The following is a 23,912-nucleotide window of genomic DNA, read 5'->3' as shown; positions in this document are numbered from 1 at the left end:
GGTCGCCCGCCGCGGCGCGAGCTAGGGTTTGTTGCATGAAACCCTCCAAAGACATCTCCCGTCTGATCGAGATCATGGCGGCACTGAGAGCGCCGAAGACCGGCTGCCCCTGGGACATCGAGCAGAACTTTTCCACCATCGCCCCCTACACGATCGAGGAAGCCTATGAAGTGGCGGATGCGATCGCGCGCGCCGACTTCGACGATCTGCGCGAGGAACTGGGCGACCTTCTGCTGCAGGTCGTCTACCACGCGCAGATGGCGCAGGAGATTGGCGAGTTCGCGTTCGGCGACGTTGTGGAGGCGATCACCACCAAGATGATCCGCCGTCACCCGCATGTCTTCGGCGACGAGAAGGCGCGCAGCGCCGGCATGGCCAAGGGCATGTGGGAGAAGATCAAGGCGGTGGAGAAGGCCGACAAGCGCAACGCCCGCATCGCGCGCGGCCTCGACCCGGAAGATCACGGCAAGGGCTATCTCGACAGCGTGCCGGTTGCGCTCCCTGCGCTGACCCGCGCGTTGAAGCTGCAGGAGAAGGCTGCGCGCGTCGGCTTCGACTGGAGCGAGGCAGCACCCATCCTCGACAAGATAGAGGAAGAGATCGGCGAGCTGCGCGAGGCGCTGGCCACGGGTGACGCGGCCCCCATCAAGGATGAGTTCGGCGACATGCTGTTTGCCGTCGTCAATCTCGGCCGCCATCTGAAACTTGATGCCGAAGCTGCGCTGAGCGGCACCAACGAGAAGTTCCGCTCGCGCTTCCATTATGTCGAGCGGGAGTTGGAGGCTTCCGGGAGGTCGTTGGAACAGGCGACTTTGGACGAGATGGAAACCCTCTGGCAGCAGGCCAAAAACGCAAGATAAGCCGCAGTCTAGCCGTGGTTCCTGCGGTTCAGCCGGGTCTCGATCTCCTGGCGGGCGCTGTGCGTGGCCGTCAGTGAGATGGTGACGCTGCCGTCCTCATTGTCGCTCCGCGAGACGACATCGCCATTGCGATAGAGCCAGTCGACCTGGCCGAGCTCAGCGGGGCTCAACGTCACCGTCATCGTTTCCAACTCGCCCGACACTCTGGCCTCGATGAGCGCCTTGAGCGCATCGATCCCCTCGCCGGTCGCTGCCGATATCGCGATCGGCGGCGCCTTGCCGCCGGCGCTCTCGGCAAGCAGGCGCTCGCGATTGCCTTCGTCGAGCAGGTCGATCTTGTTCCACACCTCGATCACGCGGCTGGTGTCCGCGGCATCGACGCCGAGATCGCCAAGGATGCGCTCGACATCCTCGGCCTGCGCTGCCGTGTCCGGATCGGAGATATCGCGCAGATGCAGCACGAGATCGGCCTCGACGACCTCTTCCAGCGTCGCCCGGAAGGCCGCGACCAGATGAGTCGGCAAGTCCGAGATGAAGCCGACCGTGTCCGACAGAATGATCGGCGTGCCGTGCGGCAGGCGCACGCGGCGCAGCGTCGGATCGAGCGTGGCGAACAGCATGTCCTCCGCCAGCACCCCTGCCCCGGTCAGCCGGTTGAACAGCGTCGACTTTCCGGCATTGGTGTAGCCGACGATCGCAATTACCGGAAATGGCACCTTCTTGCGTTTTGCGCGGTGCAGGTCGCGGGTGCGGCGAACCGTTTCCAGCTCATGCTTGAGCTTGGTGATCTTGTCCTGCAGGATCCGCCGGTCGGATTCGATCTGCGTTTCGCCGGGACCGCCCAGGAAACCCGCGCCGCCGCGCTGCCGTTCGAGGTGGGTCCAACTGCGCACCAGCCGACCCTTCTGATAGTTGAGATGCGCCAGCTCGACCTGCAGGGTGCCTTCCTTGGTCCTGGCGCGCTCGCCGAAGATCTCGAGGATAAGCCCGGTGCGGTCGAGCACCTTGGCGTTCAGTTCCTTCTCGAGATTGCGCTGCTGCACCGGCGTGAGCGGATGGTCGACGATGACCAATTCCGCCTTGCGTTCCTTCACGATGTCGGCGAATTCCGCCACCTTGCCGCTGCCGAGCAGCGTTGCCGGGCGGGGATCGGTGACCGTCACCACCGCGGTGTGGACCGGGTCCAGGTCGATGGCGCTGGCAAGCCCGACCGCCTCGTCGTGGCGGGCATCCGCCGAGCGGCTCAGGCGCGGGCGGCTCGAATCCTCATCGCCGCGCGGCTGGCGCGCAAGCACCGGCACAATGACAACGGCCCGGGTCGGATCCTTGGCTTCCGGCCCGAGTTGATGTCCTTGTTTCCCGCGAACTCTGCCGTCCGCGTCCTGCTCACGTGCCAATCAGGCGCCCTGGCCTTCCTCGCCATCAAACATCTGAACCGGCTGGCTCGGCATGATCGTGGAAATGGCGTGCTTGTAGACGAGCTGGGAATGCCCGTCGCGCCGCAACAACACACAGAAATTGTCGAACGAAGTGACCACGCCGGTCAGCTTCACACCGTTGATGAGAAAGATGGTAAGTGGATTTTTGCTCTTGCGAACTGAATTCAGGAACAGGTCCTGAAGGTTTTGCGATCGTTCCGCCATTGTTTTTGTCTTTCGCCGATCCCCTTCGGTCTGCAGGCCAATGCGCCAAATTACGCGGCGCCTGTCAAGCGCGCAAACCCCCTCTTGCCGCCTAAACGACAAGCAGAACGAGATAGTTGAGGTTCATTCCACCTTTGCGGTTATCAGGCTGGACTTTTTTCCGCAATGTCAAAAAATGCCTGCCGCAACGAAAGTGTCATGGAACCGGGGTGGCCGTTTGCGATCGGCGCGCCGTCGATTTGGACTACCGGCATGGCGATCGTGGTCGCGGAACTGATGAAAGCCTCGCGCGCTGCCTTGGCTTCGGCGATCGAAAACCCACGCTCCTCGATCTTCAGACCGAGCTTTTCGGCGACGTCGAACAGTGTCGTGCGGGTGATGCCGCGCAGGATGCCGTGTTCGGCCGGCCGCGTCACCAGAACGCCGTCGCGGGTGACGATCCAGGCATTGGACGAGCCGCCCTCCTTGACCGTGCCGTCGGAGTCGACGAACCAGGCCTCCTGGGCGCCGGCTTCCTTGGCCTTCTGCTTGGCGAGCACATTGGCAAGCAGGCCGGTGCTCTTGATGTCGACGCGGTCCCAGCGATTCTCCGGGACGGTGATGACCTTGATGCCGGTCTCAACCCGCTTGGCGGCAGCAGAGGGGTCGGCCTTCCGGGCGGTTATAACCAAGGACGGGCGGGTGCCGACTGCGGGAAAGACGAATTCACGGCTGGCGACGCCGCGCGTCACCTGGAGATAGACGAGACCGTTGACGACGTTGTTGCGGCGCACCACCTCGCGCAGCAGCATCGGCAGGACGCCTTCCGAGACGGGCCATGCGATCGACAATTCCTTGAGCGAGCGCTTGAGCCGGGCCAGATGGCGCGGCATGTCGACGATAAAGCCGCGCGCCACCTCGCAGACCTCATAGACGCCGTCAGCAAACTGGTAGCCGCGATCCTCGATATGGACGCGGGCTTCGGCATGGGCGACGTAGCGCCCGTTGACATAGGCAATGCGCGGCATGGGCTACCTCAGGGAAATGTCCGGCTCTCTTAAGCGATTCCGCCGCTGCCGTAATGAACAATCGCGTGGGCCAGCCGGCTTTAGGAATTCCAGACGGAAGGCCACGGCGAAGCCGCCGAGCCAAACCGCCGCTGCGCACTTTTCCTGGAATTGCTTTTACACGCCCAGCGACTTCAGCTTGCGGTGCAAGGCTGATCGCTCCATGCCGATGAACTCGGCCGTCTTCGAGATGTTGCCGCCGAAGCGATTGATCTGGGCGATCAGATAGTCCTTCTCGAATTGCTCGCGCGCCTCGCGCAGCGGCAGCGCCATGATGTGCTGGTCCGACTGGTTGGGGGTGCGCGGCATGACGTCGCCGATCTCGGAGGGAAGAAGGTCAGCGGTGATCGGCGCGTCGACGTCGCCGCCTCGCGCCAGGATCATCAGCCGCTCGACATTGTTGCGCAGCTGGCGCACGTTCCCCGGCCAGTTGTGCGCCTGCAGCACGGCCAGCGCGTCGTCACCGATGCGGCGCGGCTTGATACCGGCCTGACGCGCGATCTGCTTCATGAAATTGTCGACGAGATACGGAATATCCTCTCGCCGTTCGGCGAGACCCGGCACCGTGACGGGGACCACCGCCAAGCGATGATAGAGGTCCTCGCGGAAGCGGCCATCGGCAATCATGGCCTCCAGGTTTTGCGCTGTGGAGGAGATGATGCGGACGTCGACCTTGACCCGCTTTGTGCCCCCTACCCGCTCGAACTGCTGCTCGACCAGCACGCGCAGAATCTTGTTCTGCGTCTCGCGCGGCATGTCGGCGACCTCGTCGATGTAGAGGATGCCGCGATGCGCCTCCTCCAGCGCGCCGACCTTGCGTTCGGTGCCGTTCGATTCGGTGCCGAACAGCTCGATCTCCATGCGTTCCGGCGTGATGGTGGCGGCGCTCAGCGTCACGAACGGCCCGTTCTTGCGCGCCGACAGCGCGTGGATGGCGCGGGCCGTCAGTTCCTTGCCGGAACCGGAAGGACCGATGATCATGATGCGGCTGTTGGTGGGCGCGACACGCTCGATGGTCTGCCGCAGTTGGCTCATCGCTGACGACATGCCGATCAGGTCGAAGGTCTCGCCGCTGCGCAGCTTGAGGTCGGAGACCTCGCGCCGCAGTTTCGAAGTTTCCAGCGCGCGCTCGGCGATCAGGATGAGACGGTCGGCCTTGAACGGCTTCTCGATGAAATCATAGGCGCCACGCCGGATGGCCGACACCGCCGTTTCGATGTTGCCGTGGCCGGAGATCATCACCACCGGCATGTTCGGATGCATCGTCTTGATCTCGTCGAGCAGCGCCAGACCGTCGAGGCGCGAGCCCTGCAGCCAGATATCGAGGAAAATCAGCCGTGGCGCGCGATCGGCAATCGCCGCCAGCGCGCTGTCGGCATCGTGTGCCGTGCGGGTTTCGTGACCTTCGTCGCTCAGGATGCCAGCGACCAGTTCGCGGATGTCTTCCTCGTCATCGACGATGAGAATGTCAGACGCCATTACCGACCTTTTCAGTTTCTCGTTCGTGTTCGTCGCGGCCTTCGCCGCGTGGCGGCGCGGGGACGACCGCCGCCGGTGGCAAGATGATCGAGATCATCGCGCCCCGGCCGCCGTGGAAATCGGGCGGCGCGTCGTGCAATTCGAGCCGGCCGCCATGGTCCTCCACGATCTTCTTGACGATAGCGAGGCCAAGGCCGGTGCCTTTTTCGCGCGTCGTCATGTAGGGCTCGAGCAGTCTCTGCCGATTCTCGCGCGGCAGCCCTTTGCCGTTGTCGATAACATCGATTCTTATGGCGCCATCTTGGCGCCCGGCTTGAATCCGGATTGTGCCGTCGGAACGGTCTTGCGCATCAAGTCCGTCGATGGCCTCGGCGGCGTTTTTGATGACGTTGCCGAAGGCCTGCGCCATCAGGCGGCTGTCGAACGTTCCCTTGAGCGGCTCGTTGCCGAAATCACGCTGGAAAGCAATGTCGGAGCGGCTGACTTCCACCAGGAACGAAGCTTCGCGCAGCGACTCGCGCAGGTCTATCACCTTCATCTCCGGCTTCGGCATGCGGGCGAAGGCCGAGAATTCGTCGACCATGCGGCCGATGTCCTCAACCTGACGGATGATGGTGTCGGTGCACTGATCGAAGACTTCGCGGTCCTCGGTAATGACCTTGCCGTAACGGCGCCTGATGCGCTCGGCCGAGAGCTGGATGGGCGTCAGGGGATTCTTGATCTCATGGGCAATGCGCCGCGCCACATCGGCCCAGGCCGAAGACCGCTGCGCCTGCACGAGATCGGTAATGTCGTCGATGGTGACGACATAGGATTTTTCTTCCGAGCCGTCGTCTCCGGCCTCGACGGTGACCTGGACATTGAAAGTCCGTTCCATGCCGGCGCGGAAGAAGGTCACCTGCTCGCGATAGACCGGCTTGCCGGATTGGCGCCCGATCTCGAAGACGCGACCGACATGCGGCAGGATGGCGGACAGGTTCTGTCCGAGCGCGGCACTCGCCGAGATCGCCAGCATCGTTTCGGCCGAGCGATTGGCGATGGTGATGACGCCGTAGGGATCGACGCCGATGACGCCTGCGGTCACGCCGGCCAGCACCGCCTCCGAGAACCGCCGCCGCTCGTCGATCAGGTCTTTGGCCGACAGCAGCTCGTTGCGCTGCGATTTGAGCTCGAGGATCATGTTGTTGAAGGTCTCGCCGAGCGAAGCGACGTCGCCGTCCGATTGACGCACGGGGACGGCGACGTCGAGATTGCCGGTCGCCACCTCGTCGGCCGCGCCGATCAGCTGGCGGATCGGCCGGACAATGCGATCGGCCACGGCGATGCCGGTCCAGATCGCCGACAGGATGACGATCAGGGTCAGCGACAGATAGGGCAGCGCGAACGCGACTTGCGAAGTGCGACGGTTCTCTTCCAGTCCGCGATACTCGTCGGTGTTCGACCGAACGATCTGCCGCGCCTTGATAACGTCCGGGTCGACGAGCCGGATCGTGTAGAGATAAAGACCTTCGATCTCGCGCAACTTGACGATGGCGCCCATGATGTTGCGGGTGCGCGGCTCGATCAGCACCGGCTTGCCGTCGGCGGCCGTGTTGACCGCGCCAGGGGGCGGCTCCGGCATGGCGAAGTCGGCGTCGGTCTTGGCGCTCATGACGAAGGAGCCATCGGGCTTGATCAGCGCCGCATGCGCCAGTCCGCGGCCAACGGCCTCCTTGTTCATGAGATCGAGGAAGCCGGTGCGGTCGAGCCCGTAGAGCGTGCGCGAGGCGTCGAGGTCGTAGGCCATCGACAGGGTCGTGCCCTGCAGGTTGCGCGCATTTTCCTGGACATAGGCATCGGCGATCGACAGCGACGAATTGACGATCGTTTTGGTGCGGATCTCGAACCAGCGGTCGAGGCCGATATCGAGCGTGATCGAGGCGATGATCGCGACCATGATCGCCGGGATGGCGGCGACCAGCGCGAACATGGCGACGATGCGCACATGCAGCCGCGATGCTGCACGGCCGTGCCTGCGCGCCATGACGATGCGGTGGATCTCGCGGCTGATCAGGGCGATCAGGAACAGGACGAAGACGGCGTTGAGCGCGATCAGCGCCCAGGTGGCGTTTGCATTCGGCGCAATTGGGGTCGCACCGACAAGGATCGCAAACGAGATCGCTGCGGTGATCATGGCGCCGACGATCGCGACCACGCCGGGCAGCGCCAGCAGCCGGCGACCGTCGCGAACGCCGGCCCGGCTGAAAAGCGGTTGGTTCAGTGTCGGAGCCTCAGCAGCCATATCGCCGTCTAGAGTCGGTCATTGCGTCGGATGTATGCAACGCATTGTGGCGATTATGCAACAAGTGTGGCCGGGACGGAAATCTTTCCCCGACTTAATTCCCAAAAGTGAAGGGCAACTCAGGGCTGCCTGGCGGCCTTGTAGACGTTGACGCCAAGCTCGCGGATCTTCTTGCGCAGCGTGTTGCGGTTCAGGCCCAGAAGCTCGGCCGCCTTGATCTGGTTGCCGCGCGTCGCGGTCATCGAAGCCAGCACCAGCGGATATTCGACCTCGGCGAGGATGCGCTGGTAGAGCCCGGACGGCGGCAGATCGCCGGCGAACGAGGCGAAATAGCGCTGCAGGAAATGCTCGACCGCCTGGCCGATCGACAGATCGTCGGGGATCAGCGCGCCGCCGTCCGGCACGACAGATCGCTCGCCGGTCTTCAGTTCGGCCTCGATGATCTCGGCCGAAATCTCGTCCTGCGAATAGAGCGCGGCGAGCCTGCGCACCAGATTTTCCAGCTCGCGCACATTACCGGGCCAGGGATAGCGCTTCATCAGCTCGATGCCACCGGCGGAAATGCGCTTGGTCTGCAGGCCTTCGCTGGCGCCCTGCTTGAAGAAATGCCGGACAAGGTCAGGCACGTCTTCAGAACGCTCTCGCAACGCCGGGAGTCGCAGCGGCACGACATTCAGGCGGTAGAACAGGTCCTCGCGGAACAGACCCTGGTTGATCAGGGTCCGCAAATCCTTGTTGGTGGCGGCGACGATGCGCACGTCGGTCTTGATCGGCGTGCGGCCGCCGACGGTGGTGTATTCGCCCTGCTGGAGCACGCGCAGCAGGCGCGTCTGCGCCTCCATCGGCATGTCGCCGATCTCGTCGAGGAACAGCGTGCCGCTTTCGGCCTGCTCGAAGCGGCCGGTGGAGCGGTTCTGCGCGCCGGTGAAGGCGCCCTTCTCATGGCCGAACAGTTCCGATTCGATCAGGTCGCGCGGGATCGCGGCCATGTTGATGGCCACGAAAGGCCCGCCGCGGCGGCGGCCGTATTCGTGCAGCGCGCGCGCTACCAGCTCCTTGCCGGTGCCGGATTCGCCGCTGATCATCACCGTCAGGTCGGTCTGCATCATGCGGGCCAGCATGCGGTAGATGTCCTGCATGGCCGCCGAGCGGCCGACCAGCGGCATCGTCTCCGGCTGGTCGTCGGCGCGGGAATCCAGCTTCGGCCGCTTCGGCTCGGCAAGCGCGCGATTGACGATGTTGAGCAGCTCGGTCAAATCGAACGGCTTCGGCAGATACTCGTAGGCGCCGGTCTCGGAGGCGCGGATGGCGGTCATAAAAGTGTTCTGCGCGCTCATGACGATAACCGGCAGCTCGGGCCGCGCCTTCTTGATGCGGGGCAGCATGTCGAAGGCGTTCTCGTCCGGCATCACCACATCGGTGATGACGAGGTCGCCCTCGCCGGCAGCCACCCAGCGCCACAGCGTCGAGGCGTTCGAGGTCACGCGCACCTCATGGCCGACGCGCGACAGCGCCTGGTTGAGCACGGTGCGGATCGCCGCATCGTCGTCGGCGACGAGGATATTGCCGCGAACGGTCATTTGCGGTCTCCTTCAGCTTCGTCGCCGGCGTTGGGCAAAGTGTCCTTCCAGGCCGGCATCAAGACGCGGAAAGTGGTTCCACGCTGCGTCGAATCGCATTCGATGATGCCGCCATGCTCGCCGACAATCTTGGCGACCAGGGCCAGCCCGAGGCCCGAGCCGTTCGGTTTGGTGGTGATGAACGGATCGAAGAGGATCGGCAGGATGTCCTCTGAAACACCGGGGCCGTTGTCGTGCACGCAGAATTCCAGCGGCAGCGAGACGCGGTCTTGCGTTCCCGGCACGGAAACGCGGATGCCGGGCCGGAAAGCCGTCGACAGCACGATCTCGCCCTGCGGGTCGGCGCCGATCGCCTCCGCGGCGTTCTTGACCAAGTTGAGGAACACCTGGATCAGCTGGTCACGGTTGGCATAGACTGGAGGAAGCGATGGATCATATTCCTCCAAGATCTTGATTTTTTTTGCGAAGCCGTTCTTGGCGATCGCTTTCACATGATCCAGAACGACATGGATGTTGACGGGAAAGCGCTCGATCGGCCGCTCGTCGGAAAACACCTCCATGCGGTCGACCAGCGACACGATGCGGTCGGTCTCGTCGGTGATCAAGCGGGTGAGCGCACGGTCCTCGTCGGAGGCTGAGAGCTCGAGCAGTTGCGCCGCGCCGCGGATGCCGGAGAGCGGGTTCTTGATCTCATGCGCCAGCATGGCCGCCAGGCCGGTGACAGAACGGGCGGCGCCCCGATGTGTCATCTGCCGGTCGATCTTGTCGGCCATCGACCGCTCCTGGAACATCACCACGACCGAGCCGGGAAACTCCGGCACCGGGGCGACATAGAGGTCGACCATCTTCTCGATGCCGAGGCGCGGCGAAGAGACGTCGACGCGGTATTCGTTGACCGGCGCGCGGCGCTCGCGCACCTGGTCGACTAAGGTCAGCAGCGGACTGCCGAACGGGACCAGCTTGGACAACGTGTTGCGCGCCAGCATGGTCGCGCTGGAGCGGAAGAAATCCTCTGCATCCGCGTTGGCGAAGGTGATGAAGCCGTCGGCATCGACCATGATCACCGGGCGGCGAATGGTGTTCAGCACGATATCGGCGGCATCCGCGGTGTCGGCCGGCTGTGGGAGGTTCGTATTCATGCCGCGCTCCGCAATTCTGGCGATGCCGCGCTTTCGGTAAAAGCTTGACGCAGCCCGGCGATCACTTCAGCCGGCTCGAAGGAAGTGAGGATATGCTTGCGCCGTTCCGCCGAAACACCAGTCGCGTGGCTGTCCAGATACCAGCCGAGATGCTTGCGCGCCTGGCGAAGCCCGCTTTCGACGCCGTAGAGCGAGAGCATGTCCTCGTAATGCGCAACCACGTAGTCGGCGAGCGTCTGGGGCGTTTGGGGAATATCGGTTGCAGACATGCCAGCGGCGGCTGCCGCGATGCTACCGGCGGTCCACGGCGCGCCGTAATGGGCACGGCCGATCATCACCGCGTCGGCGCCTGATTGATCCAGGATCGTCGCAGCCTCTTCCGGCGAGCCGACATCGCCATTGGCCACCACCGGGATCGAGACCGCTTCCTTGACGCGCGCAATGGCGCGCCAATCGGCCTTACCCTGATAGAACTGGCAGCGCGTGCGGCCGTGGACGGTCACCATGCGCACGCCGGCCAGCTCGGCGCGGCGCGCCAACATGGGCGCGTTGAGCGCGCTTTCCTCCCAGCCGAGCCGCATCTTGACCGTCACCGGCACCGAGACCGCACCGACCACCGCCTCGATCAGCGAGAGCGCGTGATCGAGATCGCGCATCAGCGCCGAGCCGGCATAGCCGCCCGTCACCTTCTTTGCCGGGCAGCCCATGTTGATGTCGAGGATGTCGGCGCCCTCGCCCGCCGCGATTCGCGCGCCCTCGGCCATGTGCGCTGCCTCGCGGCCAGCAAGCTGCACCATATGGACGGGCAGCCCGGAATGGCGGATGCGCAGATCGCAGCCGGCCCTGCCCTTGGCCAGTTCGCCGCTCGCCACCATTTCCGACACGACCAGCCCGGCACCATGCGCATGCGCACGCTGACGGAACGGCTCGTCGGTTATGCCGGACATCGGCGCCAGGAACACGCGGTTGCGTATCCTTACGCCGCCGACGTCGAGCGGCGAAGCCAATGTGGTCAATTCAGGCATGCACAAAAACCAAGCATATTCGATTGCTGCACATTGTGTAGCCAGATGCAAGCCATTGTGCAACGCGCAATGACGTCACATTAAGGCGCATTTTGGAAAATGCTGGCCTTCCCTGCGAGCCGCGACTAAGCCTCTCGCCATGACTGACACAAGTGAAAAACCGGACGGCAAGGTCGGCGTGGTCATTGTCGCCGCCGGCCGCGGCGCCCGTGCCGGACAGGCCGAGGGGCCGAAGCAGTATCAGCGCATCGGCGGACGCGCCGTCATTGCGCATACGCTGGAAAGATTCCTGTCACATCCAGCCGTCGGGCCAGTGGTGGTGGCGATCCACGCCGACGACCGCGAGCTGTTCGAGCGCGCGGCGGGAGCTAATGCTACGCGCACGCTCATCGTCATGGGCGGTCCGTCCCGCCAGGCTTCCGTCCGGCTGGGACTTTTGGCGCTGAGGGAGCAGGCGCCGGCAAAGGTGCTGGTGCATGATGCGGTGCGCCCGTTTGTCGATCATGGGCTCATCGACCGAACCATCGAGGCCATCGGCAAGCGCCAGGGCGCCCTGCCGGCGCTGCCCGTCGCCGACACGCTCAAGCGGGAATCGGCCGAGGGCATGATCGAGGAGACGGTGTCGAGGGCCGGCCTGCACGCGGCGCAGACACCGCAAGGCTTCCCGTTCTGGCCGTTGCTGGCGGCGCACGAGAAGGCGCATCATCTCGGCAAAAGCGAGTTCACCGACGACGCGGCGATCGCCGAATGGGCGCATATTCCGGTCAAGATCGTCCAGGGCTCGCCGGACAACATCAAGCTCACCTGGGCAAGGGATATCGCGATGGCCGACCAGCGGCTCTCAAATGCGCTGCCGCGCTTTCCGGACATCCGCACCGGCAATGGCTACGATGTGCACGCGTTCGAAGCGGGCGACCACGTCACTCTGTGCGGGGTCACTATCCCCTATGACCGGAAACTCTCCGGTCATTCGGACGCCGATGTCGGGCTTCATGCGCTCACCGATGCGTTGCTCGCCACCTGCGGCGCCGGCGACATCGGCACGCATTTTCCGCCATCGGACCGGCAATGGAAGGGCGCTGCCTCGAAGATCTTCGTCGAGCATGCCGCGAAGCTGGTGCGCGAGCACGGCGGGCGCATCGCCAATGCCGATATCACGCTGATTTGCGAGGCGCCGCGGGTGGGGCCGCATCGCGAGGCGATGACGGCGGCGCTGGCGGCGATGCTCGGCATTGCGCCGGAACGCATTTCGATCAAAGCGACGACCAACGAGAAGCTCGGCTTTGTCGGGCGCGGCGAAGGCATTGCGGCGATCGCGACGGCCAGCGTCGTCTATCCGGGAGACGTGCCGGCATGAGCAACGCGGAATTAGCCAACGCCCTGCTCCAGGCTTGTCAGCAGCGCGGCATCATGCTGGCTACGGCCGAGAGCTGCACCGGCGGTCTGATCATTGCAGCATTGACCGACATTGCCGGCTCTTCCGCCGTGGTCGATCGCGGCTTCATCACCTATTCCAACGAAGCCAAGATGGAGATGCTCGGCGTCTCCGCGGCAACGCTTGAGGCGCATGGCGCGGTCTCGGGTGAGACGGTCAGGGAGATGGCGGCGGGCGCGCTGACGCATTCGCGCGCGAGCCTCTCCCTTGCGGTCACCGGAATTGCCGGCCCGAGCGGCGGCTCGTCGGAAAAGCCGGTGGGTCTCGTCTGGTTCGGGATAGCATTTGCCGGCCAGCCGGTCGTCGTCGAGTGCCAGCTGTTTGGTCATAAGGGGCGGGAATTCATCCGCCACGAGACGGTCCGGCACGCGCTGCAGCTCGGCCTGCGAGCGCTGGCCTAGGCTATCCGCGGATCAGGCGTGCCTTGCGCTGCGCCGTAGATCACGTTCGCTCGCTTCTCGAATGCTTCGGAAAACATGCGGAAGGCGCGATCGAACATCGTGCCCATCAGCGCGCCGAGAATGCGGCTCTTGAATTCGTAGTCGATGAAGAAATGCACTTCGCAGCCGCCATCGGCCGGATCGAAGCGCCAGATGTTGCTGAGATATTTGAACGGGCCGTCGATGTATTTGACGTCGATGGCGTTCTCGTCGGGCTTGAGCAGCACCTGGGTCGTAAAGGTTTCGCGGATCGCCTTGTAGCCGATGCTCATGTCGGCGACGAGGATGGTGCGGCCGTCGCGCTCCTTGCGCGAGCGCACCGTCAGCGCCTCGCAGAGCGGCAGAAATTGCGGATAGGTCTCGATATCCGCCACCAGCGCAAACATCTGTTCCGGCGTGTAGGCGACGCGGCGGGTGGCTTCGAATTTCGGCATGAAAGCGTCAGCTGGCTTTCTTGAGCTGCGCCTCGCGCGCCGCGCGCAGCCTGGCGAAATCCTCGCCGGCATGATGCGAGGAGCGCGTCAGCGGGCTCGAAGCGACCAGCAGGAAGCCCTTCGTCTTGCCGATCGTCTCAAAGGACTTGAACTCGTCCGGCGTGATGAAGCGGATCACCGGATGGTGCTTCTTCGAAGGCTGCAGGTATTGGCCGATGGTCATGAAGTCGACATTTGCCGAACGCAGGTCATCCATGAGCTGCAGCACTTCGTTCCGCTCCTCGCCGAGGCCGACCATGATGCCGGACTTGGTGAAGATCGACGGATCGAGTTCTTTCACGCGCTGCAGCAGCCGGATCGAGTGGAAGTAGCGGGCGCCCGGCCGCACCGTCAGGTAATTCGACGGCACGGTTTCCAGATTGTGGTTGAAGACGTCGGGCTTGGCCGCAACGACGATCTCAAGTGCGCCGTCCTTGCGCAGGAAGTCGGGCGTCAGGATCTCGATCGTCGTTGAAGGCGCGGCGGCGCGGATGGCGTGGATGACGTCGGCGAAATGCTGCGCGCCGCCGTCGACGAGGTCGTCGCGGTCGACAGAGGTGATGACGACGTGGCTGAGGCCCATCTGCTTGACCGCATGGGCGACACGCGCCGGCTCATCCGCGTCGAGGGCGGTCGGGATGCCGGTGGCGACATTGCAGAAGGCGCAGGCGCGCGTGCAAATCTCGCCCATGATCATGAAGGTGGCGTGCTTCTTGTCCCAGCATTCACCGATGTTCGGGCATCCGGCCTCCTCGCACACCGTCACCAGCTTGTGCGACTTCACGATCTCGCGCGTCTCGGCGTAACCCTTCGAAACCGGCGCCTTGACGCGGATCCAGTCCGGCTTGCGCAGCACTTCCTGGTCCGGCCTGTGCGCCTTTTCGGGATGCCGCGGGCGCGGCGCATTGGCGATCGTGTCGAGAACAGTGACCATTTCGAACCCTTCGCGGCCGCCCGCATCGCGGCCGCCTGTCTGCGTCATCTAGGACTTTTCGGAATAAAGAAAAAGGCCACGCCGGCGCATGCCGCCACGGCCATTTTCGCATAACGGACTTCGCTGGGGCTCAGCGCCGTACCAGCCGGCCGACAAAGATCAGCAGGCAGGCGCCGATGAAACCGGTGATCAAATACGCGAACCAGCCGGCGCCGAAGGACTGGATGTTGAGAGCCTGTAAGATCGCATTGAGAACGATCGCGCCGACGATACCCAAAATGATGTTCATGAGGATGCCGGTGTTGCTCTTCATGACCATTTCGGCGAGCCATCCGGCCAAGCCTCCAATGATGATGGCTGCTATCCAGCCCACGCCATTCACGTCCATATGCCAATTCCTCCTTGATCAGGTGAAAATGCATCCGGATACGAACTGCTTTGCCCTCAGAATCCTCCGGCTGCCGCGTCTGAGTCTCGCGCAAGCAGTCTATCATGCGTTCAAAGCGCGGCCATAGGCGTCGAGCACGCTTTCCTTCATCATCTCCGACAGGGTCGGGTGCGGGAAGATCGTGTGCATCAGCTCTTCCTCTGTGGTCTCCAAGTTCATCGCCACGACGAAACCCTGGATGAGTTCAGTCACCTCGGCGCCGATCATATGCGCGCCCAGCAGCTGCCCGGTCTTCTTGTCGAAGATGGTCTTGATGAAGCCCTGGTCCTCGCCGAGCGCGATGGCTTTGCCGTTGGCGCCGAACTGGAAGCGACCGACGCGGATGTCCTTGCCCTCGGCCTTGGCCTTGGCTTCGGTCAGGCCGACCGAGGCGACCTGCGGGCTGCAATAGGTGCAGCCCGGGATCTTCAGCTTGTCGATGGCGTGCACGCCCGGGATATTGGCGATCTTCTCGACGCAGATCACGCCCTCGTGCTCGGCCTTGTGGGCGAGCATCGGCGGCCCGGCCACATCGCCGATGGCATAGATGCCGGGCACGTTCGTCCTGCCGTAGCCGTCGACCGCGACACAGCCGCGATCCGTCTTGACGCCAAGCGCCTCGAGGCCGAGGCCCTCGATATTGCCTTGCACGCCGACGGCCGAGATCATGCGGTCGGCGGTGATCTTCTCGACTTTGCCGTCCTTCATCTCGACATGCGCGGTGACCGAGTTGGCAGATTTCTCGACCTTGGTCACCTTGGCCTCGAGCAGGATCTTCATGCCTTGCTTCTCGAACTGTTTCTGCGCGAATTTCGAGACCTCGGCATCCTCGACCGGCATCACCGCCGGCAGCAGCTCTACAACCGTCACCTCGGCGCCCATGGTGCGGTAGAAGGAAGCGAACTCGATGCCGATGGCGCCCGAGCCCATCACCAGCAGCGACTTCGGCATCTCCTTCGGCACCATTGCCTCGAAATAGGTCCAGATCAGCTTGCCGTCCGGCTCGATGCCCGGCAGCGCACGCGGCCTGGCGCCGGTCGCCAGGATAATGTGTTTGGCGGTATAGGTTCCCTCGACCTTGACGCCTTTCGGCACCGGCGGCTGCGGCTCCATCGGCTTCTTGGCGGTCTTGGAGACGACGATCTCACCCGGCTTTGAGAGTTTCGCCTCACCCCAAATGACGTCGACCTTGTTCTTCTTCATCAGGAAGGCGACGCCGCCATTCAGCCTGAGCGAAACCTTTCGCGAGCGGTCGACGACGGCAGCGGTGTCGGGGCTGACCTTGCCGTCGAGCTTCAGGCCGTAATCCTTGAGATGGTCCGAATAATGCATGATCTCCGCCGAGCGCAGAAGCGCCTTGGTCGGGATGCAACCCCAGTTGAGGCAGATACCGCCGAGATGCTCGCGCTCGACGATCGCCGTCTTGAAGCCGAGCTGGGCGGAACGCACCGCGGTGACATAGCCGCCGGGGCCTGAGCCGATGATGATGACGTCGTAGTTCTCAGCCACGGGTTTCTCCCTGATTTTTCTTGGGGTTAGAATGAAAGCATCACACGCACGAGGGGGGCCAGTGCCTGACCGATCCGCCGCGTGTTTTCCTCATCGAGATGGACACCGTCGAGCGGCGTGGTCGTCGCCACGGTGCCGGCGTCGAAGAAGCCGCAGCCGGCCTCGTCGGCAAGCGAAGAATACTGCGGCGCCAGCCGCTTCGAGGCGTCATCGCCGCCGGCGAACATTTCCTTGAATTCGGCATTCTCGGTGCGCGTCACCGCGGGCGGCGCGACAATGAGAATCTGCGGAGCCGGCCAGTCGAACGGATAGTCGTGGCCGCGCACGATATCGATCAGGCGCTGCATGCCCTGCTTTGCGGCTACGGGATTGCCGTGGATCCACGGCTTCATGTCGTTGGCGCCCAGCATGATGATGATCAGGTCGAGCGGCGCGTGCGTCGTAAGGATCGTCGGCAGCGTTCTCGCGCCGTTGCGGTCGGCACCGGCGAGGTGATCGTCAAAGGCGGTGGTGCGGCCGTTCAGCCCTTCGGCGATGACCTCGATGCCGTCGCCCAGCGCCGTCTTGAGCACGCTGGGCCAGCGGTCCCCCAGCGCATGGCGCCCGAGGTTGGCAGCGTCGTAGCCCCAGGTCAGCGAGTCGCCGTAACAGAGAATAGTCTTCATGCGCTTGCCCCACCCCTGCCGAACCCCGCCGCCGAGCGCTTGAGCCGCCAGCGCACGAACAGCCATTGCACGATGATCGCCGCTACGCCCGGCAGGATCACCCCGGCAACGATCGAAAGGTCATCTGCGGTCGCCCGGCTCTCGGCCGGCACCGAAAACGTCCAGCCCACCAGCGCCAGCAGCCCGAGACAGAAAAGCGCAAGCAGCAGCCACAGCATCCCATCGAGCGCCCGCACCGGCTTGCCTCGGAATTGAACGAGGACGAAGGCGACCGTGACCACAACGACGATCATCACCGTGGCCGCGAAGACCAGAATGCATTCCTCTGTCGCGCCGGTGATGACCGCCAGCTCTTGAACGACAAGTACGCCGGCCAGACCGGAAAGAATGAAGGCGAAAAGGCTGGTGAAGAAATTCCGCACCGCCTTTTTCCCTTCCTTACACCAGCATGCCCATCGGGTTTTCGATCATGCGCTTGAAGGCGCCGAGCAGCTCCGCACCGAGCGCGCCGTCGACGGCGCGGTGATCGGTCGACAGCGTCACCGACATCATGGTGGCGATCTTGATCTCGCCTTTCTTCACGATGGCGCGCTCCTCGCCGGCGCCGACCGCAAGGATCGTGGCGTGCGGCGGGTTGATAACGGCGGCAAAATCCTTGACGCCGAACATGCCGAGATTGGACACGGCCGTGGTGCCGCCCTGGTACTCCTCGGGCTTCAGTTTGCGGCCGCGTGCGCGGCTTGCCAGATCCTTCATCTCGTTGGAGATGACGGACAGCGTCTTTTCGTCGGCATGGCGGATGATCGGCGTGATCAGGCCGCCGGGTATCGACACGGCGACGCCGACATCGGCGTGCTTGTGCTTGACCATGGCGTTTTCGGTCCAGGAGGCGTTGGCGTCCGGCACCGCCATCAGCGCCATCGCCATCGCCTTGATCACCATGTCGTTGACCGAGAGCTTGTAGGCCGGGACCTCGCCCTTCTCGGTTTTCCGCATTGGGGCCGCGGCGTTGAGTTGCGTGCGCAGCGCGAGCAGCGCATCGAGCTCGCAGTCGAGCGTCAGATAGAAATGCGGAATGGTGCTCTTGGCCTCGACCAGGCGGCGCGCAATGGTCTTGCGCATATTGTCGTGCGGAACGAGTTCGTAAGAGCCTTCCGCGAACAGCTTCAGCACCTGATCGTCCGACATCGGCTTCGGCGCGGGGGCAGGAGCGCCTGCGGGCGCACCGGCAGGAGCCTTGGCGGCAGGCGCAGCCTTGGCGCCGCCGGAAGCGATCGCCGCCTCGACATCGGCCTTCACCACGCGGCCATGCGGACCGGAGCCACTAAGCCCCTTCACGTCGACACCGGCATCCTTGGCGATGCGGCGGGCGAGCGGCGAGGCGAACACGCGCTCGCCGCCGGCGTGGCCGTTGGCGACCGGTGCAGGCTCGGCCTTCGCCGGCGCGGGTGCCGGCTTCGGCGCTTCCTTGGGCGCCTCGGCCTTCGCAGGGTCCGCTTTCGGAGCCTCCGCCTTGGGCGCCGCCCCGCCATCGCTCTTTGCGGCAGCACCGGCGTCCTCGCCTTCGCCGGCCAGGATGGCGATCACCGCATTGACCTTGACGCCTTCGGTGCCTGCCGGAACGACGAGCTTGGCGACTGTGCCCTCATCGACGGCTTCGACCTCCATCGTCGCCTTGTCGGTCTCGATTTCGGCGATCACGTCGCCGGGCGCAACATGATCGCCTTCCTTGACCAGCCACTTGGCGAGATTGCCCTCTTCCATGGTGGGCGAGAGAGCCGGCATGGTGATGTTGATTGGCATGTTGTCCTCCCGACCGGCTCAGCGATAGGTGACGGCTTTGACCGCCTCGACGACCTCGCCGACATTGGGCAGCGCCAGCTTCTCGAGATTCGCCGCGTAAGGCATCGGCACGTCCTTGCCGGCGATGGTGATGACCGGCGCATCGAGGAAGTCGAAGGCGCGCTGCGACACCTGGCTGGCGATGTGATCACCGACCGAGCTCTGCGGGAAGCCTTCCTCCACCACGACCAGCCGGTTGGTCTTCTTGACCGAGGCGATGATGGTATCGAAGTCGAGCGGACGGACGGTTCTCAAATCGATGATTTCGGCATCAATGCCCATGCCGCGCAGTTCGGCCTCGGCCTTCACCGCATAGGTCATGCCGATGCCGAAGGAGACGATGGTGACGTCCTTGCCCTGCTTGTGGATGCGCGCCTTGCCGATCGGCAGCACGAAATCGTCGAGCTTCGGCACGTCGAAGGACTGGCCGTAGAGGATTTCGTTCTCGAGGAAGATGACCGGGTTCGGATCGCGGATCGCGGCTTTGAGCAAGCCCTTGGCGTCGGCTGCCGTGTAGGGCATCACCACCTTCAGCCCGGGGATGTGGCTGTACCAGGCGGCGTAGCACTGCGAGTGCTGGGCGGCGACGCGGGCGGCCGCACCGTTCGGGCCGCGGAAGACGATCGGTGCGCCCATCTGGCCGCCGGACATATAGAGCGTCTTGGCGGCCGAATTGATGATCTGGTCGATCGCCTGCATGGCGAAGTTGAAGGTCATGAACTCGACGATCGGCTTCAGGCCTGCCATGGCTGCGCCGACGCCGACGCCGGCAAAGCCGTGCTCGGTGATCGGGGTGTCGACGACGCGGCGCGGGCCGAATTCCTGCAGCAGGCCTTGTGTGATCTTGTAGGCGCCTTGGTATTCGGCAACTTCCTCGCCAATGACGAAGACGTCGCCGTCGCGGCGCATTTCCTCGGCCATCGCGTCACGCAGCGCCTCGCGCACCGTGGTCGAGACCATTTCGGTGCCGGCAGGGATGTCCGGATCGGCCGCGACTTCCGCCTTCGGCGCGGCGGCGACAGGCGCAGCCGCCTCGCTTTTGGCCGCGGCGGGCGCCCGTGCCGGCGCGGCCGCTTCAGCCTTGGGCTCTTCTTCGCCGATGCCTTCGCCGGCCTTGTCGACGTCTTCACCGTCGACCGCAAGCACGGCGATCAACGCGTTGACCTTGACGCCTTCGGTGCCGGCCGGAACAACGATCTTGGCGAGCGTGCCTTCATCGACGGCTTCGACTTCCATCGTCGCCTTGTCGGTCTCGATCTCGGCGATGACGTCGCCGGCGACGACCTTGTCGCCTTCGTTCTTCAACCACTTGGAAAGATTGCCCTCTTCCATCGTCGGCGAGAGAGCGGGCATGAGAATTTCGATCGGCATGTCCGTGCCCTCCTTAGAGTACGATGTCGGTCCAGAGCTCGGACGGATCCGGCTCGGCGTCGTGCTGGGCAAATTCGGCGGCGTCGGCGACGATGTCGCGGACCTCCTTGTCGACGGCCTTGAGATCGTCTTCGCTCGCCCACCTCTTATCTATCAGGCGCGCCTTGACCTGTTCGATCGGGTCGTGCTCCGAGCGCATCTTCTGCACTTCTTCCTTGGAGCGATACTTCGCCGGGTCGGACATCGAATGCCCGCGATAGCGATAGGTCTGCATCTCGAGGATCAGCGGGCCGTTGCCGCCGCGGCACCATTCGGCGGCGACGTCGCCGGCTGCCTTGACCGCGCGAACGTCCATGCCGTCGACCTGGATGCCGGGAATCTTGAAGGAAGCGCCGCGGTTGGAGAAGTCGGTCTCGGCGGATGAGCGCGACACCGATGTGCCCATGGCGTAGCGATTGTTCTCGATGATGTAGATTACCGGCAGCTTCCACAGCGAGGCCATGTTGAAGCTTTCATAGACCTGGCCCTGGTTGGCGGCGCCGTCCCCGAAATAGGTCAGCGAGACATTCTTGTTGTCGCGGTAGCGGTTGGCGAAGGCCAGGCCTGTGCCCAGCGACACCTGCGCGCCCACGATGCCGTGGCCGCCATAGAAATGCTTCTCCTTGGAGAACATGTGCATGGAGCCGCCCTTGCCTTTCGACAGGCCGCCACGGCGCCCGGTGAGCTCGGCCATCACGCCGCGCGGCGACAGATCCATCGCCAGCATGTGGCCATGGTCGCGATAGGCGGTGATCATCTGGTCGCCCTCGATCAGCGCCATCTTCATGCCGGTAACGACGGCCTCCTGGCCGATATAGAGGTGGCAGAAGCCGCCGATAAAGCCCATGCCGTAAAGCTGGCCCGCCTTCTCCTCGAAGCGGCGAATGAGCAGCATGTGCCGGTAGGCGGAGAGCTCTTCTTCTTTGGTGAAGTCGGCTGGCTTGGGGGTGGAAAGGGCCGACGATTTGCCGTCGGATCTGGATTTGGACTTGGCAGGCGCTTTTCTGGCGGCGGTGGCCATACATCACTCCCTGTTGGCGTCTCTTCGCGGACATTCAAGGGAGAGCGACCCGTCTCCCCACCGATTTGAGCGAGGCTAACACGCAAGAATGCAATGCGCCATGCTGAAAAATGCATGGCTGACATGCATCCTAAGCGATTAGAATCATTGCAAATAAGTTTGATTAACCGAAATTCGGTTATTTTGCCGAAGCCGGAAGCATGATGGTGATTTCGTCCGGATGGGACAGATTGAGCGCCTTTCGGGCCTGCTCGTCAAGCATGTCCTTTTCCAGCGTGCCTTCATGCATGAGCTGGACACGACGTTCGAAGTCGATCCGGCGCGCCTTGACCGCGTCGAGCTGAGTCTGGAGTTCGGCCGCCTGGGCCTGCAGCCGATATTTGGAGTAGATGCCGAACTCACCGTGATAGGCATGGAAGCCGAAATAGGCGAGAAACAGCACGCACAGCGACGGAACGATCAGCTTGCCGGTGTTTCTCTGCTTGTGCTGACGTGTCCACATGACCCGAACCCTTTCGGCCGCGAGCGCAAGCGGCTGTTCGAGTCTTTTTTCGCCCGATTGTGCTTAATGGACGGTTACGGTTGGCTGGACTGAGACTTGCCGAAACAAAAAGAGGCGGGGAAACCCGCCTCTCCGCCTCTTTCAACAACCAAGACAGTTTGTCCGGATCAGCCCTTGACCACCGACTTGCCGGCGTAGCGCGCCTGCCGGCCGAGCTCTTCCTCGATCCGGATGAGCTGGTTGTACTTGGCCATGCGGTCTGAGCGCGACAGCGAGCCGGTCTTGATCTGCCCGCAGTTGGTGGCGACTGCGAGGTCGGCAATGGTCGAATCCTCGGTCTCGCCCGAGCGGTGCGACATGACGGCGGTGTAGCCGGCCTTGTGCGCGGTCTCGACCGCGTCGAGCGTTTCGGTGAGCGAGCCGATCTGGTTGACCTTGACCAGGATCGAGTTGGCGACGCCCATGCGGATACCGTCGCGCAGTCGCGCCGTGTTGGTGACAAACAGATCGTCGCCGACCAATTGGGTCTTCTTGCCGATCAGATCGGTCAGGTATTTCCAGCCCTCCCAATCGTCCTCGGCAAGGCCGTCCTCGATGGTGACGATCGGATAATCGGAAGCGAGCTTGGCGAGGTATTTGGCCTGCGCCTTCGGATCGCGGGTCTTCTTCTCGCCCTCATAGACGTAGTTGCCGTCCTTGAAGAACTCGGTCGCCGCGCAGTCGAGGCCGAGCGCCACGTCCTCGCCCGGCTTGAAGCCGGCCTTCTCGATCGATTCCATGATGAAATCGAGGGCCGACGGCGCGCTCTTCAGGTTGGGGGCGAAACCGCCCTCGTCGCCGACATTGGTGTTGTGGCCGGCATCCTTCAGCTTCTTCCTCAGCGTATGGAAGATTTCAGAGCCCCAACGCACGCCGTCGCGCAGCGTCGGCGCGCCGACCGGCAGGATCATGAATTCCTGAAAGTCGATCGGGTTGTCGGCATGAGCGCCGCCATTGATGATGTTCATCATCGGCACCGGCAGGATGTGCGCCTTGGCGCCGCCGACATAGCGGTAGAGCGGCAGCCCGGCGGCCTCGGCGGCGGCCTTGGCCACCGCCAGCGACACGCCGAGGATGGCGTTGGCGCCGAGCCGGCTCTTGTTCGGAGTGCCGTCGAGCTCGATCATCGTCTGGTCGATATGGATCTGGTTCTCGGCTTCCATGCCGCCGATCGCCTCGAATAACTCGCCGTTCACGGCCTCGACGGCGCCCTGGACTCCCTTGCCGAGATAGCGCGGCCCGCCGTCGCGCAGCTCGACCGCCTCATGCGCGCCGGTCGAGGCGCCCGACGGAACGGCGGCGCGGCCCATCGAGCCGTCTTCCAGCACCACGTCGACCTCGACGGTCGGATTTCCACGGCTGTCCAGGATTTCACGCCCGACAATGTCGATGATGGCGGTCATTGCGATGTCCCCGATTGATCGATTGAAGCGTCGCGCCCCTCTTAGCCAAAGCCCGGCAAAAGGCAATTGGGCGGTCCGCAATAATTGCCGGCGACAAGATTCACGAAGCGCAAATCTTTGTCATCATTAGTCATGCGCACGACTCACCCTTCTGATTTATGGTCGTGTTTGCGCGGGGCGAAACACGAGGAGTTTCGCCATGTCCCAGTTGAGCGGTATCGTGAGTTTGTTCCTGATCGCGGCGGCATTCCTAACGTCCTGCGACACCCAGAAGCCTCAGCAGAACTCCACGGAGCTATCCACCCTTCGGACCGCTGAATAGGTTCCTCAACGCTCGAAGGCCCCCGGACCCGGGGGCCTTCTCGATTCTGGAAGCAGCCGCTCAGGCCGATCAGTGCCAGTAAGGCTTCACGTGGTAGTATTCGAAGGATGCATCGCGGGCCGCTTCACCATCGGCGCCGGTCAATTCCTCGATCGAGTAGGCCGGTGCCGCCTTGAGCTGTTCCTTCGTGAAAGGCACGACGTAGCCGCCCATGTTTTCATCATAGTCGAGGCTTGCCCACGGAATGGCGTGATACTTCTCGCCCATGCCGAGGAAGCCGCCGAAGCCGATGACCGCGAACATGATCCCGTTCGACATCTTGTCGAGCATCACGTCCTCGATGCTGCCGATGCTGTCGCCGGCGGTGTTGTAGACCGAGGTGCCGATGACGCGCGAGGCGGCAATGGCTTCGGTGTGGCCAGACGGAGTGGTCATTG

23 protein-coding genes are annotated in these 23,912 nt (G+C 63.6%); 3 read left to right on the top strand and 20 right to left on the bottom strand.

Features of this window, described 5'->3' with window-relative positions; genetic code table 11:
• Positions 1-35: 35 nt before the first annotated feature.
• Positions 36-860 carry a nucleoside triphosphate pyrophosphohydrolase gene (gene mazG / locus CK218_RS10660; protein ID WP_095827670.1) on the top strand — a complete coding sequence of 275 codons (825 nt, stop codon included), beginning with the start codon at positions 36-38 and terminating at the stop codon, positions 858-860.
• A gap of 8 nt (positions 861-868) precedes the next feature.
• Here the strand turns inward: mazG and hflX are convergent, their stop codons facing one another.
• The 8 genes from hflX to dusB all read right to left on the bottom strand — a co-directional run bounded on the left by hflX (position 869) and on the right by dusB (position 11,053).
• Positions 869-2,257, bottom strand: a complete 1,389-nt coding sequence (hflX, locus tag CK218_RS10655) for a GTPase HflX (RefSeq protein ID WP_095827669.1) — start codon at positions 2,255-2,257, stop codon at positions 869-871.
• The gene (gene hfq, locus CK218_RS10650) at positions 2,258-2,503 is read right to left on the bottom strand and encodes an RNA chaperone Hfq (protein WP_066989720.1); all 246 of its coding nucleotides are present in this window, start codon (positions 2,501-2,503) and stop codon (positions 2,258-2,260) included. It abuts the gene before it with no gap.
• 143 nt (positions 2,504-2,646) lie between these two features.
• Entirely contained in the window at positions 2,647-3,510 is an 864-nt protein-coding gene (locus CK218_RS10645; RefSeq protein ID WP_095827668.1) for a D-amino-acid transaminase, read from the bottom strand.
• A 156-nt stretch (positions 3,511-3,666) separates the two neighbouring features.
• On the bottom strand, positions 3,667-5,028 hold the full coding sequence (locus CK218_RS10640; protein WP_066989715.1) for a sigma-54 dependent transcriptional regulator: 1,362 nt from the start codon (positions 5,026-5,028) through the stop codon (positions 3,667-3,669).
• Positions 5,018-7,309, bottom strand: a complete 2,292-nt coding sequence (locus CK218_RS10635) for a PAS domain-containing sensor histidine kinase (protein ID WP_095827667.1) — start codon at positions 7,307-7,309, stop codon at positions 5,018-5,020. The genes CK218_RS10640 and CK218_RS10635 overlap by 11 nt, the downstream gene beginning before the upstream one ends.
• Positions 7,310-7,428: 119 nt before the next feature.
• Entirely contained in the window at positions 7,429-8,889 is a 1,461-nt protein-coding gene (gene ntrC / locus CK218_RS10630) for a nitrogen regulation protein NR(I) (RefSeq protein WP_095827666.1), read from the bottom strand.
• Positions 8,886-10,028 carry a nitrogen regulation protein NR(II) gene (locus CK218_RS10625; protein WP_095827665.1) on the bottom strand — a complete coding sequence of 381 codons (1,143 nt, stop codon included), beginning with the start codon at positions 10,026-10,028 and terminating at the stop codon, positions 8,886-8,888. The genes ntrC and CK218_RS10625 overlap by 4 nt, the downstream gene beginning before the upstream one ends.
• The gene (gene dusB, locus CK218_RS10620) at positions 10,025-11,053 is read right to left on the bottom strand and encodes a tRNA dihydrouridine synthase DusB (protein ID WP_095777648.1); all 1,029 of its coding nucleotides are present in this window, start codon (positions 11,051-11,053) and stop codon (positions 10,025-10,027) included. The genes CK218_RS10625 and dusB overlap by 4 nt, the downstream gene beginning before the upstream one ends.
• Before the next feature lie 139 nt (positions 11,054-11,192).
• Here dusB and CK218_RS10615 point away from each other — a divergent pair, with 139 nt between their 5' ends.
• Both CK218_RS10615 and CK218_RS10610 read left to right on the top strand, forming a co-directional pair.
• Positions 11,193-12,410: a bifunctional 2-C-methyl-D-erythritol 4-phosphate cytidylyltransferase/2-C-methyl-D-erythritol 2,4-cyclodiphosphate synthase gene (locus CK218_RS10615; protein WP_066989699.1), complete on the top strand. Its 1,218-nt coding sequence runs from the start codon at positions 11,193-11,195 to the stop codon at positions 12,408-12,410.
• Positions 12,407-12,889, top strand: coding sequence for a CinA family protein (locus CK218_RS10610; protein ID WP_066989696.1), 483 nt, complete (start codon positions 12,407-12,409; stop codon positions 12,887-12,889). Before CK218_RS10615 ends, CK218_RS10610 begins: the two co-directional genes overlap by 4 nt.
• Here the strand turns inward: CK218_RS10610 and CK218_RS10605 are convergent.
• The 12 genes from CK218_RS10605 to CK218_RS10550 form a co-directional block, all read right to left on the bottom strand.
• Positions 12,886-13,362, bottom strand: coding sequence for a type II toxin-antitoxin system RatA family toxin (locus CK218_RS10605; protein ID WP_066989693.1), 477 nt, complete (start codon positions 13,360-13,362; stop codon positions 12,886-12,888). The genes CK218_RS10610 and CK218_RS10605 overlap by 4 nt on opposite strands.
• 7 nt (positions 13,363-13,369) lie before the next feature.
• Positions 13,370-14,335 (bottom strand): lipoyl synthase, encoded by a 966-nt coding sequence (gene lipA, locus CK218_RS10600; RefSeq protein ID WP_095827970.1) that lies wholly within the window; start codon positions 14,333-14,335, stop codon positions 13,370-13,372.
• 130 nt (positions 14,336-14,465) lie between these two features.
• Entirely contained in the window at positions 14,466-14,723 is a 258-nt protein-coding gene (locus CK218_RS10595; protein WP_066989685.1) for a GlsB/YeaQ/YmgE family stress response membrane protein, read from the bottom strand.
• 102 nt (positions 14,724-14,825) lie between these two features.
• The gene (gene lpdA, locus CK218_RS10590) at positions 14,826-16,271 is read right to left on the bottom strand and encodes a dihydrolipoyl dehydrogenase (protein WP_066989683.1); all 1,446 of its coding nucleotides are present in this window, start codon (positions 16,269-16,271) and stop codon (positions 14,826-14,828) included.
• A 26-nt stretch (positions 16,272-16,297) separates the two neighbouring features.
• Positions 16,298-16,936, bottom strand: coding sequence for an SGNH/GDSL hydrolase family protein (locus CK218_RS10585; protein WP_066989681.1), 639 nt, complete (start codon positions 16,934-16,936; stop codon positions 16,298-16,300).
• Positions 16,933-17,358, bottom strand: coding sequence for a hypothetical protein (locus CK218_RS10580; RefSeq protein ID WP_095827664.1), 426 nt, complete (start codon positions 17,356-17,358; stop codon positions 16,933-16,935). Before CK218_RS10580 ends, CK218_RS10585 begins: the two co-directional genes overlap by 4 nt.
• A gap of 16 nt (positions 17,359-17,374) precedes the next feature.
• Positions 17,375-18,739, bottom strand: coding sequence for a pyruvate dehydrogenase complex dihydrolipoamide acetyltransferase (locus tag CK218_RS10575; RefSeq protein ID WP_066989676.1), 1,365 nt, complete (start codon positions 18,737-18,739; stop codon positions 17,375-17,377).
• An 18-nt stretch (positions 18,740-18,757) separates the two neighbouring features.
• On the bottom strand, positions 18,758-20,149 hold the full coding sequence (locus CK218_RS10570) for a pyruvate dehydrogenase complex E1 component subunit beta (RefSeq protein ID WP_095827663.1): 1,392 nt from the start codon (positions 20,147-20,149) through the stop codon (positions 18,758-18,760).
• 13 nt (positions 20,150-20,162) lie between these two features.
• Positions 20,163-21,209, bottom strand: coding sequence for a pyruvate dehydrogenase (acetyl-transferring) E1 component subunit alpha (gene pdhA / locus CK218_RS10565; RefSeq protein WP_095777644.1), 1,047 nt, complete (start codon positions 21,207-21,209; stop codon positions 20,163-20,165).
• A gap of 178 nt (positions 21,210-21,387) precedes the next feature.
• Positions 21,388-21,711: a septum formation initiator family protein gene (locus CK218_RS10560; protein WP_066989670.1), complete on the bottom strand. Its 324-nt coding sequence runs from the start codon at positions 21,709-21,711 to the stop codon at positions 21,388-21,390.
• Between the two features lie 167 nt (positions 21,712-21,878).
• Entirely contained in the window at positions 21,879-23,153 is a 1,275-nt protein-coding gene (eno, locus tag CK218_RS10555) for a phosphopyruvate hydratase (RefSeq protein ID WP_066989668.1), read from the bottom strand.
• 391 nt (positions 23,154-23,544) lie between these two features.
• The gene (locus CK218_RS10550) at positions 23,545-23,910 is read right to left on the bottom strand and encodes a PRC-barrel domain-containing protein (RefSeq protein ID WP_066989666.1); all 366 of its coding nucleotides are present in this window, start codon (positions 23,908-23,910) and stop codon (positions 23,545-23,547) included.
• Positions 23,911-23,912 lie beyond the last annotated feature (2 nt).

It is taken from the genome of Mesorhizobium sp. WSM3879 (genome assembly GCF_002294915.1).
Classification (GTDB): Bacteria; Pseudomonadota; Alphaproteobacteria; order Rhizobiales; family Rhizobiaceae; genus Mesorhizobium.
Note: the sequence above shows the minus strand (reverse complement) of the source record. Positions and strands in the feature narration are given on the sequence as shown.